Origin of the sequence: Microbacterium sp. S308A+ (assembly GCF_049800815.1) — a bacterium.
Lineage (GTDB): Bacteria > Actinomycetota > Actinomycetes > Actinomycetales > Microbacteriaceae > Microbacterium.
Map to the genome: position 1 here is coordinate 187667 of NZ_JBNAFT010000002.1, position 15945 is coordinate 203611.

A 15945-nucleotide genomic window follows, 5' to 3' on the forward strand; every position below is an offset into this window, starting at 1 on the left:
GAGCCGAACGATGAGCGCGCCGGATGCGAACGGTCAGCGACCACATGTGCACGTGGTCGCCGACGACGTCTTCTTCCCCTCGAACAGCGGCGGCAGGGTCGAGGTCCTCGAGAGCACGCGCGCGCTGCACCACGCGGGTTTCGCCGTCTCCTGCACGATCATGCAGCGGGAGCAGATCTCAGAGGGCGACGTGCGCAGGAACACGGCGGAGTTCCCCGGCACGCTGACCCTCCACCGTCCTGGGTTCCTCGCCACGACGATGCGGCACCCTTTCCTCCCCTACCAGCTGGCGAGCCGGCTCTTCGCCGATGTCCCGCGGACGCTGGACACACCGCCCGACATCGTCGTCGCTCATCACGAGTGGGCGCTCCCCTATGCGCGTCGGATCGCCCGCGAGCACGGGGCGCGTCTTGTCCTGCGCAGTCACAACGACGAGCTCGAGTACCTGCGCTCGTTGCGGAACCCCGCACCGTGGGGCGTTCGTCGGGCGTACTACTCGGCCGAGCTCGCTCGGGCGAGACGAGCCTTTCGGGCGGGCTTCTACGAGGACGTGGCGCTGGCGCTGACGATCTCGGAAGCTGACCAGCGGTTCTATCGCGACCGCGGTGTCGCGGTGGCGACCATGCCGCCCTCTCTCGGACTGGCCAGCGCGAAGCCCGTGGAGGAGATCCCTGAGGGGAAGGGCATCGTGTTCGCGGGCTCGATGGACATGCCGTATGTGGTGGCGGGGCTTCGCTGGTTCGTCGCCGAGGTCCTTCCGCGGATCGTCGAGAAAGACCCGGACGTGCGGTTCCACGTGATGGGCAGACGGGCGCCACAGGCGCTCGCCGACGAGCTCGGAGGAAACGGCAACGTCACGTTCCTCGGCGAGGTGGACGACACCGTTCCTCATCTGCGACAGGCCAGGGTCTTCGTGAATCCGGTCTTCGAGGGAAGCGGTCTGAACATGAAGATGGGACCGCCTTCGGCGCTGGGCATCCCGATCGTGACGACGACCGTCGGAGCCAGGGGGCTGGGCGATCTCGCCGCCCTCTTCGACGTCGCCGACGACGACGCCGGGTTCGCGGAGGGCTGTCTTCGGCATCTCGCGGGCGGTCAGCTCTGGCAGGAGCGCTCGCGAAAGCTGGTCGCCGCGTCGGCGTCGTACAGCAGGGATGCCGTCGCGCGTCAGTACCGTGAGGCCTTCGAGAGCCTGTGAGCGTCCGCGCCGGCCGCCGGCGCGCCCGCTATGCTTACGGAAGCGACCAAGAACACTTCGAGCCATCCCGGTGGTGATGTGAAAGACAGCGGGTGCCCATGCGATTCCACGTGTTGATCGTGAACTTCAACTCCGTGCAGTTCGTCGCCGACTCCATCCGCTCGCTCCGGGACGAGCCCGTCACGGGGATCCACGTTCTCGACAACGGATCGACGGAGCCGCAGGATCCCGGGTTCGAGGCTCTCGCAGCGCTGGACTCCCGGGTCACACTGCACCGGAGCGAAGCGAACCGCGGGTTCGCAGGAGGCGTCAACCGGCTGGCCGCCGCCCTCGACGGCGCAGATGACGACATCCTCTGGGTGCTGAATCCCGACACCCGCGTGGTGCCAGGCTGCGTGCAGGCGTTGACGGACTGCCTGTCCCGGCATCCCGATGCCATCATCAGCCCGGTGCTCCTGCGCCCGGATGGAACCATCTGGTATGCCGGTGGGGCATTCGAGCCGAAGCGAGGGTACTCGGCGCACGACCATTACGGGGAGTCGCCCGAAGTGCTGGGCACGGCGGTCTTCCCCACACAGTTCGTCACGGGCGCGGCGCTCACCCTCACCAAGAGGACGTGGTCGGAGGTCGGGCCGCTACGCGAAGACCTCTTCCTGTACTGGGAGGACACCGACCTGTCGTTGCGCGCGGCGACGAGGGGCACGCCGCTTCTCGTCGTCCCCGGAGCGGTGGTCGAGCATCTCGAAGGCGGGTCCAGCTCGGGCGGCAAGGGCCGCAGCGCGGTGTACTACTACTACTTCTCGCGCAACCGCATCATCGTCTGCGCGCCGACAGCAGGTCTGCTGCAGCTGATCGTCGGAAGAGGCATCATCGAGACGGTGCGCGCGCTGGCCAAGCCTTTGATCAAGGAGCGCGACGGGCGGTGGAAGAAGACGTTCGCCAGCTTCCGCGGCCTGTGGGCAGGGATTCGCGCCTATCGGGCGTCGACGACGTCTCGATAGGCGCGGCCTTCTGTAGCGCCGTCGCATCCGCGCGGTCGTTGGCGCCGGCGATCACGATGCAGATCAGGGAGAACCACGTCGCCCACGCGAGCGTGTCGACGGTGTCGATACGCAGCGGCGTCTCGGCGATGTACATTCCCATCAACGCGAGCAACGCCATCAGGGCGGGACGAGATCCGACGGTCGCGGACATCGCCCCGCGGAAGGCCACGATCATCACGACGACGAAGTAGCACACGACCAGCGCCCCGCTCATGGTGAGCAGGGTGACGAACTGATTGTGCCCGTGATAGGTGGGCGAGCCGTTCTGCCGGGCGAAGTTCGAGTCCAGGCCGTAGAACTCCAGGCTGCTGCCCAGGAGGAAGTTGCCGAGCGAGCTCCATTCATGGCGAGAGAGCATCCAGATGGCGCCGCGGTTCGAGAACGCATGCCAGTCCTGGATGACGAGGGGGAGGGCGACCACGACCACGACGATGGCGATGGCGGCGGAGGCATGGAGGACGTTCTTGAACGTGCGATTGCGCCAGATCAAGGCGATGAGCGCGACCGGTAGTGCGATCGCGTAGCTGATCAGAGCCGTCCGACTCGATGTGAGCACGAGAGCGAGAGACATCAGGAGGAACGCGATCGCGCCGATGCTCTTCCGCTTCATGAGGAAGGCGAACGGCGCGCACGTCGCCATGACGATGCCCAGGATGTTGCTCTGGGGGAAGAGGCCCCCGAGGAGCTGGTCGCCGATGAGCGACTTCTCGATGAGCGCGAAGTCGGCTTGAAGCATCCATGCCTTGCCCGACGGGATCAGCGCGAAAGAGCCGAGGGCGACGAGCGTTCCGACGGCGCCGATGACCCGCAGGTCACGGATTCGCGGCTGGATGCACCAGATGACGAGGACCAGGACGATCGCGATGCGCGAGCCGATGCGCACGTTCGTGGCGTCCGAGCTGAAGAAGCTCATGAAGACGATCAGCAGGAAGAAGCCCAGGAGAAGAAGCGCCGGCGCCCCGGGGGCCGGCTTGCGGTCGCGCCGGAGAAGGCTGCCGAAGACGATGACCGCGCTGCCCAGATAGAAGGCGATCTCGCCGAGGATCCCTGTCGCCGTGCCCAGCGAGGTCACGGCGACTCGTCCGGTCGACCCGTATCCGGCGGGAAGGCGTCCTCCGACGATCAGGTTCACCACAGGCTCTCCGGTGGCGAAGACGAAGGCCAGGATGATGACGATCCAGAGCTGCAGAACCCGTCGTTTCTCTTCGGGGTCGACGCTGAGAGCGCCCGTCGCGGGGACGGACCCGCTCTCCGCGGCCTCCGCGGTGTGCGCCGTCCGACGGGCGATGGTGCTCGTCATGAACTGCCTTCTGTCGTCCGCCGGGCGCGGAGAGGATCATCTGAATCTGTTGATAGTATCAGCGCTGGCACTGGGAGCGCGGTGTGGGGATCTGGAAACCGCCGCGGGAGCGAAGCAGGGGAACCGACCATCAACCATCTTCAACGAGCCACGTCGGCGACGAAGTGGACGACTCTCTCGGTCGTCATCCTGGCTCTCTCCCAGCTCCTCATCGTCCTGGTGCTCGCCCGCATCCTCGACAAGCATGACATGGGCCTCGTCGCCATCGTGACGATGATCTACTCCCTGATGGACGTCTTCGTGGGCATGGGGCTGACGAGCGCTCTGATCCAGCGGCGGAGGGTGACCTCCTACGAGCTCTCGTCGGTGCACTGGGCCAACGTGACCATCGGCGTCCTCTTTCTGGCCCTCACCATCGTGCTGAGCCCCGTCTTCGCCGGTTGGCTCGGAGCGCCCGACTCGCAGAACCTCATCATCATCTGCGCGGTGGCCTTCCTCGTCACCGCACTGGGGCAGGCGAGCCGGGCCATGCTGGAGAAGCGGCTCATCTTCCGCCCCCTGGGCATCGCCGACGCGATCTTCGGCATCACGTCCTTCGTCGTGGCCATCGTCCTCGCTCTTCTGGGGGCAGGGGCCTACAGCGCGGCGATCGGTCTCGTGGTCGCGGCGCTGGGGCGGACGATCACGTTCGTCGTCGCAGGCCGGCGCGTCACTCCGATCCGACTTCGGTTCCGCCTCCGGGACACGCGACGTTTCTTCTCCTTCGGGGTGTGGCAGTCCATCGACGGGATCCTCAACTACACCGGCAACACCCTCAGCGCCCTGGCGACGGGACGCCTTGTGAGCACCGCTGCGCTCGGCGGATACAATCTCGCCTTCAACGTGGGGGTGAGCATCCCCGGACGTGTGAACCCGATCGTCACCCGCATCCTCTTCCCGTACTTCTCCATCATCCAGGACGACCTCTCGCGGATTCGCCGCAACTACCTGCAGATGGTGACCCTCCTCGGACTGGTGAGCATCCCCCTCCTCGTCGGCGTCGCGATCGTCCCTGCGGACGTGATGGCGGTCGTGTTCGGCGCCGAATGGAGCGAGTTCGGGACGATCCTCGCGATCCTCGCCATCGCGGGGATGTTCCGTGCACTGGGCAACCCGCTGGGATCGCTGCTGATGGCGACGAACCGGATGCGTCTCGGCGTCTACATCAACATGGTGCGCACAGCGTTCAACATCCCGCTCGTCATCCTGATGACCATGGCCTGGGGCGTGACGGGCGCGGCCTGGGCGATGGTCGTCATGGGCGTGATGAGCTACTTCATCGGGTTCGGCTGCCTCCGTGTCGTCACCGGCGTCGACATGCGCTCGTATCTGGCGGCGACTCTTCCTCCGTTCCTCCTCTCGATCCCCATGGCCGTCGTCGTGGCGGGGCTGAGCCTGCTGATGGCGGGGCAGCCGTCGTTGATCAGGCTTCTCGTCCTGATCCCTGTCGCTCTGCTGGTCCTCGCCGGCACGCTCCTCCTCTCGCGCGACCCGGCCGTCCAGCTCTTCGTCACGGAGATCCGTCGGCGTCTGACCCGCGCCGGCTCTCCGGCGCTCGCCGTGATGATGCCCGTGGACGAGCGCTTCGACGGGACAGGCGGCGCGGCGGCGAGCTGGGCGCGCAACGCCTACTCCCAGGGGGCGATGGCAGACGTGGACTACGCCATCTACTGCCCGCTCAACCGGGGAAGCTTCTCATCCGGCATCAGGCGGGGACCGATCGGCCTCTACGAGCCGTTGGACCGGGTGCTGCGTGCGTGTGCACGTGCCGCGGCGTCTGTGACCGGTCGCAATGCGAACAGCATACGGCGCATCCTCACCGGCAAAGGCAAGCACTGGGTGTGGTTCCTCTATCCCCGGCTGGCCGGCTCCCGAGTCGTCCACATCCACAACCGTCCTTCGTACGCGGCCTATCTCCGTCGTCTCGGATACTCCGGCCGGATCGTCGTGCACATGCACAACGACGCCGTGGACAGTATCGGGGCGGCGCTCTCGCGAGACCGCTCCATGAGCGCCGAGGAGATCACCGAGGCCGTCGACCTCTGGTTCTTCTGCAGCGAGTTCCTCTCGACGAGGGCCGCGGCCGAGTTCTCCATCGCCGACAGGAGCGGGGTCCTGCACAACGGGCCGACCGTGACGGACGCCGTCCCGGGCCAGCACGGCGTGCACTCTCCGTTGCGACTCGCCTTCGCGGGAAGGATCATCCCCGACAAGGGGGTGCTCGAGGCCGTCCGCGTCGCGGAAGAGGTCGGGCGGACCCATCCGGTCGTGCTCGACATCTATGGGGGGCGTGCGATCGGCGCGGGAGCAGGCGACTCTCCGTATATGAGACAGGTGCGTGAGCTCGCCGAACAGATCTCCGCCGAAGACGCGGGGGCGACGATTCGTATGCACGGCTTCGTCCCTGCCGGGGAGCTCTCCACGCGGCTGGCCGAGGCAGACCTCTTTCTCTACCCCTGTCGCTGGGATGAGCCTTTCGGGATGGTCATCGTCGACGCGATGGCCGTGGGCACTCCCGCGGTCACGGTCCGCCGGGGCGGGATCACTGAGATCGTCACGGACGGCAAGGACGGCAGGCTCCTCGACCCGGGAGCCTCGGCCGCCGAGATCGCGGCGGTCGTCGTCGAGCTCTCCGAGACTTCGGACTACGGGGCGATGCGCGAGTCGGCGGGGGACACCGTCCGCGACCGCTTCTCCTGGGGAAGGATCGCCGGTGAGATGATCGAGGCGATCGAGGCGACGGGAGAGAACGTGAGGAAGAGACGATGACCGACACGACGCCCATCGCCATCTATGTGAGGGCGCGGACCGTGCATCTCGAGCGCTTCGCGGACATCGGGGTGCGGCTCATCTATCGGACGCGGAACTACGACTTCGACCCGGAACTGGCGGAGAGGCTCTCCGCCAGGCAGCTGGGATACCTCGGGACCGTGCGGTACCTGCTGAAGAACGCGCCCACGACGGTCGAGCTCAACGAGCCGTTCCAGCTCAACGCGTGGCCCAGCCTGTTCCTCTCCGTGACGGCCATCCGGGTCAAGGACTTCTTCACCCGCAGGCGTACCGAGATCGTCACGTATGCGATCGGCAATGACGACCTGGTCGCGAACGTGATGGCGTACACCCGACTGCCGCGACCGTTGGCCGCGATGCTCGCCAAGGGGGCGATGCGCTATCTGTTCGGCCGGTACGATCGCGCCGCCTTCGGCATCCCCGTCGCGCGCGAGATCTATCGCGAGCTCTGCGGAAGGGCCTTCGACCGCCCGGAGACCAGGCTGTTCGGCGCCTTGGCCCCCCGCATCCCGGGAGAGATCCCGGAGGAGCGTCCACAGCGACTGGTCTTCCTCGGCTCCCTCGAAGAGCGCAAGGGCATCGCCAAGCTCATGGAGGCGTGGCCCGCCGTGGGGCGCCCGGACGCTCGCCTCGTCATCCTCGGCAAGGGGCCCATGGCAGACGAGGTCGCTCGCTGGGCCGAGGCCCGCGACGACGTCGAGTTCGTCCTCGACCCGTCGCGAGAGAAGATCTCCGCCACCCTGCTCGCCTCGTCGGTTCTGATCCTCTTCTCCCAGCGCACACCGCGTTGGCGGGAGCAGATCGGCCTGCCCATCCTGGAGGGCCTCTCGCACGGATGCACCGTCATCGCCTCGACCGAGACGGGAGTCGCGGACTGGCTCACGGAGCATGGGCATGTCGTCCTCGACGCTGGTGCCTCGACGCAGACGCTCGCGTCCGCGATCGGGCGGACGCTCGACGCTCCCCAGTCCGTTGCGGAGGTCCTTGCCTCCCTGCCGGAGAAGGACACCCGCCTGATCGCATCCGACTGGATGTTCGGCGCGGAGATCTAGGCGCGCGTCCCCTCGGCAGGACGCGCGTCGAGCTCGCCGAACAGCTCCCGATAGCGTGCGACGACGTTCTCCATGCGGTATCGCTCCGGGAGGGCCGTGCGAGGGAGGTCGTCCACGGCGGCGATCGCCTCAGCGACCGCTGCGGGCGTCGCATCACGAACGATGGTCAGCTGATCGCGGATGTCTGCCGGCCAGAGTCCGCCGTCGAGGGTGACGATCGGAAGTCCCGCGGCAAGCGCCTCGAGCACGACCATGGGCAGACCTTCCCGCTCGATGTTGCGGGGAAGGAAGACGAAGGCGTCGGCGCAGGCCATCGCCTTCCGCACCGCCTCGGCGTCCACATGACCGGAGAAGGTCACCCGTGACTCGACCCCGCTGTCCGCTGCCAGGCGTGCGAGGGCGGCGAGCTCCGGACCGTCCCCGAGCACGGTCAGCGAGCCACGGCCGGCGGGCAGCGCGGCGATGACCCGATCGACGCCTTTCTGCGCGGTCAGGCGAGCGGCCGCGAGGAGAACGGGTCGATCGCGGTCGCTCGGGGGATCGAGACGGGGCGGAGGGGCGCCGACACCGTTGGGGATCTCTGTCGGGCCGTTCTCCCGGAAGGCGCCGGCGTAGGCCGGATCCTTCAACGCGTCGATCACTGCGGGCCCGATTCCCACCACGGTCGAGCGGCGGTAGGAGAAGCGGTCGATCATCATCCACCAGGCGTACCGCAGGGCTCGAAGCGGCCAGAGCGACGGCTTTCCGCGAAGGGTCGCCTGGAGCTCACGCTTGGCCGTGCCGTGCGCCTGGAAGACGTAACGCGGGCCTTTCCTGCCGAGCAGGATCATCGCCGTCGCGCCCGCGCTCACGGAGAGGACGGCGTCATAGCCGTCCGTCCGCGTCCGCGCCGTCGCCAGCCACCAGCGTGGCGAGTACTTGCCGCTCTTCGCTCCCCGGATGGTGCGGACGGGAATCCCGTCTGCGACGAAGCTCTCGCCGTGGCCGGGGACAGGCGTGGTCAGGACGGACACGTCCTCGCTGTGGCCCAGTGCGACCGTGAGGTCCCAGGAGGCTCTCTCCATCCCTCCCGCGCCGCGGTGGAAAGGGGTAGCCCGGGTAACGACCAGAATACGCACGCTGAGAAGCTACCAGACCCTCTCGGAGCGGCTATGCACCGCGCGTCGCCCGTGAGGCGAGGTCCTCGTACCAGCCCGTGAGGTCGGCGGCGCTCTGCGGGATCGAGTACCCGGCCGAGGCGAGGCGAGAGGCCACCTCGTGAGACTCCCGAGGGGCGCCGCCCGCCCGGCGGAGTGCCTGCGCCCATTCCTCGGCTCCTGCGGAGAGCGGAACCTGCGTGATGAGCTCGTCGACGATGACGGCCTCATCCGGCACACGGTCGGAGATCACCGTGGGCAGCGACGAGGCCTGTGCCTCGACGGCGACCATGCCCAGGCCTTCGTACAGGGACGGGAACGCGAGCACGTCCATCGCCGCATAGAGGGAAGCCGTGTCCGATCGCGCGCCGAGGAATCGCACGTGGTCGGAGACGCCGAGTCGATGAGCCTGCTGCGCGAGCTGCTCGCGGAGCGGGCCTTCACCGAGGAGGAGGAGGACGGCCGGTCCGTGGAGCTGGAGGAGCCGTGCGAACGCCTTGAGGAGGAACACCTGGTTCTTCTGCGCGCTCAGCCGGCCGACGCACCCGACCACGAGGTCCTCGTCGGAGAGCCCCAATGCACGCCGCGTCTCGACGCGATCGGTGACACGGAAGGCGAACCTCTCGATGTCGAGGGCGTTCTTGACGAGGTGGACACGTCCGCCGCTCGTGGCCCTCTTGCCGAAGAGCCAGGCGGCGGCATGATCGGAACAGGCGGCCAGATCCGTCGGCATCGTCCGGGAGACCGAACGGAGGAGCAGCTTCGCCGCCTCGCGAACCGGTTCCGCCGGCGCGGACGTGCTGTGGCTGTGGGCGATGCGAACGGGGACGCCCGCACGGCGCCCCGCGGCGAGCGGGAAGACGCTGAGCGCGTTCACGTGGGAATGCACGATCATCGGACGGTGCTGCCGGCAGAGATCGGCGACGGCGTTCAGGTATGCCGGAAGCCGCTTGTAGCCCGGCACCTCCCATACGCGTCCTCCCGCGGCCTCGATCTCGTCACGAGGGACGTGCGTCGAGCCGGCGTTGACCACGAAGTCGAACTGCACCCTCGTGCGGTCGAGCGCCCGATAGTGGTTCAGAACGGTCGACTCCACCCCGCCCGCGCCCATGTGCCCCATGATCTGCATCACGCGGAGAGGGGCGTCGCTCACGGGCGGCCCATCCCGAAGTAGGACCAACCGGCGTCGCGCCAGGCCTTGCTGTCGAGGCAGTTGCGGCCGTCCACGACGACCTGCCCTGCCGTGAGCGACGATGCGTGGACCGGGCTGAGCTCGCGACGGTACTCGTCCCACTCGGTGACGACCAGCACGGCGTCGGCGCCGCGGAGCGCCTCGTCGCGGTCCGTTGCATAGGCGAGCTGCGGGTGGACTCGTCGGGCGTTCTCGATCGCCTCGGGGTCGGTGACGACCACGTCTGCGCCGAGACCGTGGAGACGTGTGGCGGCGTCGAGCGCCGGCGAGTCGCGGACGTCGTCGCTGTGCGGCTTGAACGCGGCACCGAGGACCGCGACCCTCTTGCCGAAGACGGAGCCGCCCAGGCCATCGATCACGAGCTGCACGGCGCGATCCCGTCGACGGAGGTTGATCGCGTCGACCTCTCTGAGGAAGTTCACCGACTCGCCTCGGCCGAGCTCCTCGGCGCGTGCCGCGAACGCGCGGATGTCCTTGGGGAGGCATCCGCCGCCGAACCCGATCCCTGCGCCCAGGAAACGACGTCCGATCCGGACGTCGTGACCGATCGCGTCGGCGAGCTGAGTGACATCGGCGCCGGTCACCTCCGCGATCTCGGCCATCGCGTTGATGAAGGAGATCTTGGTGGCCAGGAACGCGTTCGCGGCGACCTTGACCAGCTCCGAGGTGGCGTAGTCGGTCACGATGAACGGCGTGCCCTTGGCCACCGAGGGGTGGTACACCTCACGGAGGATCTCTGCGGCACGCTGCCCTTCCGGGCCCTCGGGGACCCCGGCGACCAGACGATCGGGATCGATCGTGTCCTGCACCGCCCATCCTTCCCGAAGGAATTCCGGGTTCCAGACGAGCGTCGCACCGGTGGCGGTGACGCGTTCGGCGAGGCGGGCAGCCGTGCCGACGGGGACGGTGGACTTCCCTGCCACCACGTCCCCGGGACGGAGATGGGGGAGGAGGGCGTCGACGGCGGCATCGACGAAAGTGAGGTCTGCCGCGTATCCCCCTGCCTGCTGGGGGGTCCCCACTCCGATGAAGTGCACGGCGGAGCCGGCGGCCGCGGCCGTGTCCTGGGTGAAACGGAGGCGTCCGGAGGAGATGCCGTCGGTCAGGATGTCCTGAAGCCCCGGCTCGAAGAAGGGCGCCACCCCGCGAGACAGCGTGTCGATCTTGCCGGCATCGACGTCGATCCCCACCACCTCGTGGCCGATGGAGGCCATTGCCGCGGCGTGCACCGCACCGAGGTAGCCGCAGCCGATCACGGACAGACGCATGTCGTTCCTCCCAAGGTCATGCTCACCCGTGTGAACCGTGTGATGAGCGGTGGCTGTCGCCGAAGTCAGTGCGCGGTCTCGCCTGGTGCGAAGACCGCCTTGAACGTGCGGAAGAGGATGTTCAGGTCGCCCGTGAGCGACCAGTTCTCCACGTAGTACAGGTCCAGGCGGATGGCGTCCTCCCAGGACAGGGAGGAACGCCCGCTGACCTGCCACAGTCCGCTCATCCCCGGCTTCACGATCAGACGACGTTGCGCGGCGTCGTCGTAGAGCGCCACCTCGCCCTCGCGCTGCGGGCGCGGTCCGACCAGGCTCATGGAGCCGAGGAAGACGTTGAACAGCTGCGGAAGCTCATCGAGAGAGAACTTGCGCAGGACGCGCCCCACCGTGGTGATGCGCGGATCGTTCTCCACCTTGAACAACGGCGAGTCCGAGCGCCCCTGCTCGGCGAGGAGCGATGCGAGCTGTGCGTCGGCGCCGACGACCATGGAGCGGAACTTCATCATCTTGAAGGGGACGCCGTTCATCCCGATGCGCTCCTGACCGTAGAGGATCGGGCCGCGGCTGGTGGCCTTCACGAGGATCGCGATCGTGATGAGGACGGGGGAGAGGAGAAGGATCAGGGTCCCGGACCCGATCATGTCGAACGCGCGCTTGGCGACGACCTGGGGACCGGTGTACTTCGGTGTCTCCACGTGCATCAGGGGGAGGCCGGCGACGGGACGCATATGGATGCGCGGGCCGCCGATGTCGGTGAGGTTCGGCGCCATGATGAGATGCTGCTGCCCGGCCTCGAGCTGCCAGCTGAGCTCGCGCACACGATCCGCCGGGAGGCCGCTCTCGCTGGAGACGAGGACGGTGTCGGCGTTGGTCCGTTCCAGGAGGTGGGCGAGGTCGTCAAGTCCGCCGAGGACGGGGACCTCGGCGGGGCCGAGGGTCTCGGCCTCGATCTCGGACGAGGAGCAGACTCCCACCACGGTGTAGCCGGCTTCGGGCTGTCGCGCGAGCTCGGCGAGGATGCGGACGTTGGCCGCCGTGTCGCCGACCAGCAGCACACGAGAGACCATCCGTCCCGATCGCCGCTGCCGGATCAGCCAGCGGCGCCACAGCCAGCGGCTGATGATCAGGAGGACGACGCCGAGCGGGAAGCTGATGAGGACGTACCCGCGCGAGATGTCCGCCGCCAGGACATAGGAGACGATCGCGACGAGACCGAAGAGACGGAGCGCGCCGTTGACGATCGCGCGGTACTCGCCGCTCCCGTAGCCGACCACACGAGGGCTGCGGGTGTCGTACATCGCCAAGGTCGCGATCCAGGCCAGGACGAGGAACACCGACACCACCGTGTAGTCGAGCGTGTCGAAGCCGGAGACGCTCGGCGGCTGAAGGCCGCCGAGCCAGAAGAACTGCGTGCCGAAGACGACCAGCAGGACGACCAGGAGGTCGCTGACCCAGAGCCGGCGGGCATATTGGACCTGCCAGTCGGTCCTCATCCCGGTGACTTCTCGTCGTACACGCGCCCCTCGTTCCGGCGCCATCGAAATCCTCCCCTGCGGCTCGACGATGACGATTGCGAGACCGCAGCGCTCATCGAAACGTCGACCGGGCAGGGCTCACCGAGGAACAGGATATCAGCCGTGGCCCTCCGCTGTGCCGTGGTCGCTGCGCGAGGATGCGGACGGGATGTCGGGATCATCCCCATTGCCGGTCTCCTCTCTGACACGGGCGACCGCCGACGGCTGTCGTCTTTCATACCGGTCGTCTTCCTGTCGGGTCCGACCGCGGGATCCCTCAAGTATCCCGCTCCCGGAGTCGCTTGCCCACCCCCGAACGGAATAGGCGGACGGGAGCCATTGCGGACGGGCGTCAGTCCGCCCCGGGACCGCTGTCATGTCGCGATCGACGGCGCTCGACCAGGGCGATGAGCACGAGCCCGATGCACGCTCCGGCCGTGTTGGCGAGGATGTCGTTCACACTCGGGGTCCGCCCGGGGAGGAGCAGTCCCTGGACGCATTCGATCGTGAACGAGGCGAGGAACGCGATCGGCAGCACGAGGGAGCGCTGACGGACGAGCAGGAGCGCGAGCAGCACGCCCAGAGGAATGAAAAGCACGATGTTGGCGCCGAACTCGAGTCGTTCATAGGTCATCAGCGGGATGAGCTTGATGACCCTCCCGAGGAACGACGGAGAGATGTTGCTGTCGACGTGCTGCGGCCAGAAGGCGATCAGGCCGAGCCCGATGAGATAGACCGTGAGCCAGGCACCGGGACGAAGGAGGAGAGGGCGCCGCTTCTCGGCCCGTCGCGCCGTGGGATCCACCGGGACCAGGCGCGGCGGAGGGGGAGCGTCGAATCGCCGGGGGACGGCGTTGCGATCGTGTTCCACCGGCCCTCCTCTTCTTCCTCGGCGATCGGGTGGATGAGCGTCCATTCTGTCAGCATGGGCCTGCGCCCGTGCTGACAGGGGCGCTCAGAGCGCCAGGCGGTCCTTGACCACGGCGGCGAGGTGTGCGGCGTGGCGCTGCGCGGTCTCGGCGTCTGCGGCCTCGACCATGACCCGCACGAGCGGCTCGGTGCCGGAGGCGCGCAGGAGGACCCTGCCGCTCTCGCCCAGCTCGGCCGTGCACTCCTCGACCGCGGCCTTCACCGCGGGGTCGTCGCGCACGCCGTCCTTGTCGACGTCCTTCACGTTGACGAGGACCTGCGGATAGATCGTCATGACTGCGGCGAGCTCGGCGAGGGTCTTGCCCTGGCGTGCCATCTCGGCCACGAGGTGGAGGCCGGTGAGGAGGCCGTCGCCGGTCGTCGCGAACTCGCTCATGATGACGTGGCCCGACTGCTCGCCGCCGAGAGAATAGCGTCCCGCGTTCATGTCCTCGAGCACATAGCGGTCTCCGACCGCCGTCTGCCGGACGGTGATCCCCTGCTCACGCATGGCGATGTGCAGGCCCAGATTGCTCATGACGGTCGCGACGAGGGTGTCGGCGGCGAGACGTCCTCGCTGCTTCATGGCCACGGCGAGGATCGCCATGATCTGATCGCCGTCGACCGGGTTGCCCTCGGCGTCGACGGCGAGGCAGCGGTCGGCGTCGCCGTCGTGGGCGATGCCGATGTCGGCGCCGACGCGGACCACCTCTGCCGCCAGCTTGTCGAGATGCGTGGACCCGACGCCTTCGTTGATGTTCATCCCGTCGGGATCGGCCCCGATGACGGTGACTCTCGCGCCCGCGTTGCGGAACGCCTCGGGCGAGGCGCCGGAGGCCGCGCCGTTCGCGCAGTCCAGCACGACGTGGATCCCGTCCAGACGGTGCGGGAGCGATGCGAGCAGATGCAGGACGTAGCGGTCCTCGGCGTCGGAGAATCGGCGAACACGGCCGACGTCCGCCCCAGTGGGCGTGAGCTTCGGACCCGCCATCGCGGCCTCGATCCGCTGCTCCACCTCGTCGGGCAGCTTCCTGCCGCCGCGGGCGAAGATCTTGATGCCGTTGTCGGGCGCCGGATTGTGCGAGGCCGAGATCATGACGCCGAAATCGGCGTCGACGTCGGCGATCAGGAACGCCGCCGCCGGGGTCGGCAGAGTGCCGGCGTCGAGGACGTCGACGCCGGAGGAGGCGAGTCCCGCCTCGACGGCGGCACTGAGGAAGTGCCCCGAGAGCCGGGGGTCACGCGCGACGACCGCCGTGAGCCGCTTTCCTGCGGCCTTGCGGGCCTCCGCGATACGGCCCTGGCCCAGGACGACGGCAGTCGCCTGGGCCAGGGAGAGCGCAAGGTCGGCGGTGAGGACGCCATTGGCGAGTCCTCGCACACCGTCGGTGCCGAACAGTGCCATGAAAGGAACGGTACGGCTCAGCGCTTCGAGTACTGCGGGGCCTTACGGGCCTTCTTGAGACCGGCCTTCTTCCGCTCCTTCACCCGGGCGTCACGCGAGAGGAAGCCGGCCTTCTTCAGGGTCGGGCGGTTGTTCTCGACGTCGATGCCGTTCAGCGCGCGGGCGATGCCCAGGCGCAGGGCGCCGGCCTGGCCCGAGGGGCCGCCGCCGGAGATGCGGGCGATCACGTCGTACGCGCCGGCGAGGTTCAGGACCGTGAAGGGGTCGTTGATCAGCTGCTGGTGCAGCTTGTTCGGGAAGTAGTCCTCGAGGGCTCGTCCGTTGACCGTGATGGTGCCGGAGCCGGGGACGAGGCGCACGCGGGCGATGGCCTGCTTGCGACGGCCCACGGCGGCGCCGGGGACGCTGAGCACGGGACGCGGAGCGCTCTCGACGACCTCGACGTCCGGAGTCGAGGTGGAGAAGTTCTGCGGGAATTCGGTGGTGTCCTGGATGTCGGCCACGAGTATGTCCTTTTCTGAGCGGCGCTTACTGGGCGACCTGGTCGAGGGTGTACGGCGTGGGCTGCTGTGCGGCGTGCGGGTGCTCGGCACCGACGTACACCTTGAGCTTGCCCAGCTGCTGGCGTCCCAGGCTGTTCTTCGGGAGCATGCCGCGGATGGCCTTCTCCACCGCGCGGACCGGGTTCTTCTCGAGGAGCTCGGCGTAGCTGACCGCCTTCAGGCCGCCCGGGTAGCCCGAGTGGCGGTAGGCCATCTTCTTCTGGAGCTTCTGTCCCGTGAGCGCGACCTTCTCCGCGTTCACGATGATGACGAAGTCGCCGGTGTCGATGTGGTTGGCGAAGGTCGGCTTGTGCTTGCCGCGCAGGATCGCTGCGGCGTGCGAGGCCAGCCGGCCGAGGACGACGTCGGTGGCGTCGATGACGACCCAGTCACGCTGGACCTGCCCGGCCTTCGGGGTGTAAGTGCGCGTCACGATAGTGCTGCTTTCTTGTCGAACGGAGAGGTTCGTGAATCCCGCTCCGGGGTGCTTCGCCGGGGAGGATCCGAGGATCCGAGGATCCGTCCTGGTCCGCCGAAGACGCCAGTGGAGGGCTCAC

The 15945-nt window shown here is 68.0% G+C and carries 13 protein-coding genes; 4 read left to right on the forward strand and 9 right to left on the reverse strand.

Annotated elements, in window-relative coordinates:
• Positions 1–10: 10 nt before the first annotated feature.
• Together ACP15J_RS06690 and ACP15J_RS06695 are read left to right on the forward strand one after the other, a co-directional pair.
• The gene (locus ACP15J_RS06690; protein WP_424936238.1) at positions 11–1198 is read left to right on the forward strand and encodes a glycosyltransferase family 4 protein; all 1188 of its coding nucleotides are present in this window, start codon (positions 11–13) and stop codon (positions 1196–1198) included.
• A 98-nt stretch (positions 1199–1296) separates the two neighbouring features.
• Positions 1297–2199 (forward strand): glycosyltransferase, encoded by a 903-nt coding sequence (locus tag ACP15J_RS06695; protein WP_424936748.1) that lies wholly within the window; start codon positions 1297–1299, stop codon positions 2197–2199.
• Here the strand turns inward: ACP15J_RS06695 and ACP15J_RS06700 are convergent.
• A complete protein-coding gene (locus ACP15J_RS06700) occupies positions 2102–3541 on the reverse strand; it encodes a hypothetical protein (RefSeq protein ID WP_197220347.1) in 1440 nt (479 codons plus the stop codon). The two genes, ACP15J_RS06695 and ACP15J_RS06700, sit on opposite strands and share 98 nt — an antisense overlap.
• A gap of 81 nt (positions 3542–3622) precedes the next feature.
• Here ACP15J_RS06700 and ACP15J_RS06705 point away from each other — a divergent pair, with 81 nt between their 5' ends.
• Both ACP15J_RS06705 and ACP15J_RS06710 read left to right on the forward strand, forming a co-directional pair.
• Entirely contained in the window at positions 3623–6349 is a 2727-nt protein-coding gene (locus ACP15J_RS06705) for an MOP flippase family protein (RefSeq protein WP_424936239.1), read from the forward strand.
• A complete protein-coding gene (locus ACP15J_RS06710) occupies positions 6346–7422 on the forward strand; it encodes a glycosyltransferase (RefSeq protein WP_424936240.1) in 1077 nt (358 codons plus the stop codon). Before ACP15J_RS06705 ends, ACP15J_RS06710 begins: the two co-directional genes overlap by 4 nt.
• Here the strand turns inward: ACP15J_RS06710 and ACP15J_RS06715 are convergent.
• The 8 genes from ACP15J_RS06715 to rplM form a co-directional block, all read right to left on the reverse strand.
• Positions 7419–8486 carry a glycosyltransferase family 4 protein gene (locus tag ACP15J_RS06715; RefSeq protein ID WP_424936241.1) on the reverse strand — a complete coding sequence of 356 codons (1068 nt, stop codon included), beginning with the start codon at positions 8484–8486 and terminating at the stop codon, positions 7419–7421. The two genes, ACP15J_RS06710 and ACP15J_RS06715, sit on opposite strands and share 4 nt — an antisense overlap.
• Positions 8487–8571: 85 nt before the next feature.
• Positions 8572–9711 (reverse strand): glycosyltransferase, encoded by a 1140-nt coding sequence (locus ACP15J_RS06720; protein ID WP_424936242.1) that lies wholly within the window; start codon positions 9709–9711, stop codon positions 8572–8574.
• Entirely contained in the window at positions 9708–11018 is a 1311-nt protein-coding gene (locus ACP15J_RS06725) for a UDP-glucose dehydrogenase family protein (RefSeq protein WP_424936243.1), read from the reverse strand. The genes ACP15J_RS06720 and ACP15J_RS06725 overlap by 4 nt, the downstream gene beginning before the upstream one ends.
• 65 nt (positions 11019–11083) lie before the next feature.
• Positions 11084–12511, reverse strand: coding sequence for a sugar transferase (locus tag ACP15J_RS06730; protein ID WP_424936244.1), 1428 nt, complete (start codon positions 12509–12511; stop codon positions 11084–11086).
• Between the two features lie 373 nt (positions 12512–12884).
• Positions 12885–13403, reverse strand: a complete 519-nt coding sequence (locus tag ACP15J_RS06735) for a VanZ family protein (protein ID WP_424936245.1) — start codon at positions 13401–13403, stop codon at positions 12885–12887.
• An 84-nt stretch (positions 13404–13487) separates the two neighbouring features.
• Positions 13488–14846: a phosphoglucosamine mutase gene (gene glmM / locus ACP15J_RS06740; protein WP_424936246.1), complete on the reverse strand. Its 1359-nt coding sequence runs from the start codon at positions 14844–14846 to the stop codon at positions 13488–13490.
• A 17-nt stretch (positions 14847–14863) separates the two neighbouring features.
• Positions 14864–15349: a 30S ribosomal protein S9 gene (gene rpsI / locus ACP15J_RS06745; protein WP_424980899.1), complete on the reverse strand. Its 486-nt coding sequence runs from the start codon at positions 15347–15349 to the stop codon at positions 14864–14866.
• Positions 15350–15374: 25 nt separating this feature from the next.
• The gene (rplM, locus tag ACP15J_RS06750; protein ID WP_424936247.1) at positions 15375–15821 is read right to left on the reverse strand and encodes a 50S ribosomal protein L13; all 447 of its coding nucleotides are present in this window, start codon (positions 15819–15821) and stop codon (positions 15375–15377) included.
• Between the last annotated feature and the right edge of the window lie 124 nt (positions 15822–15945).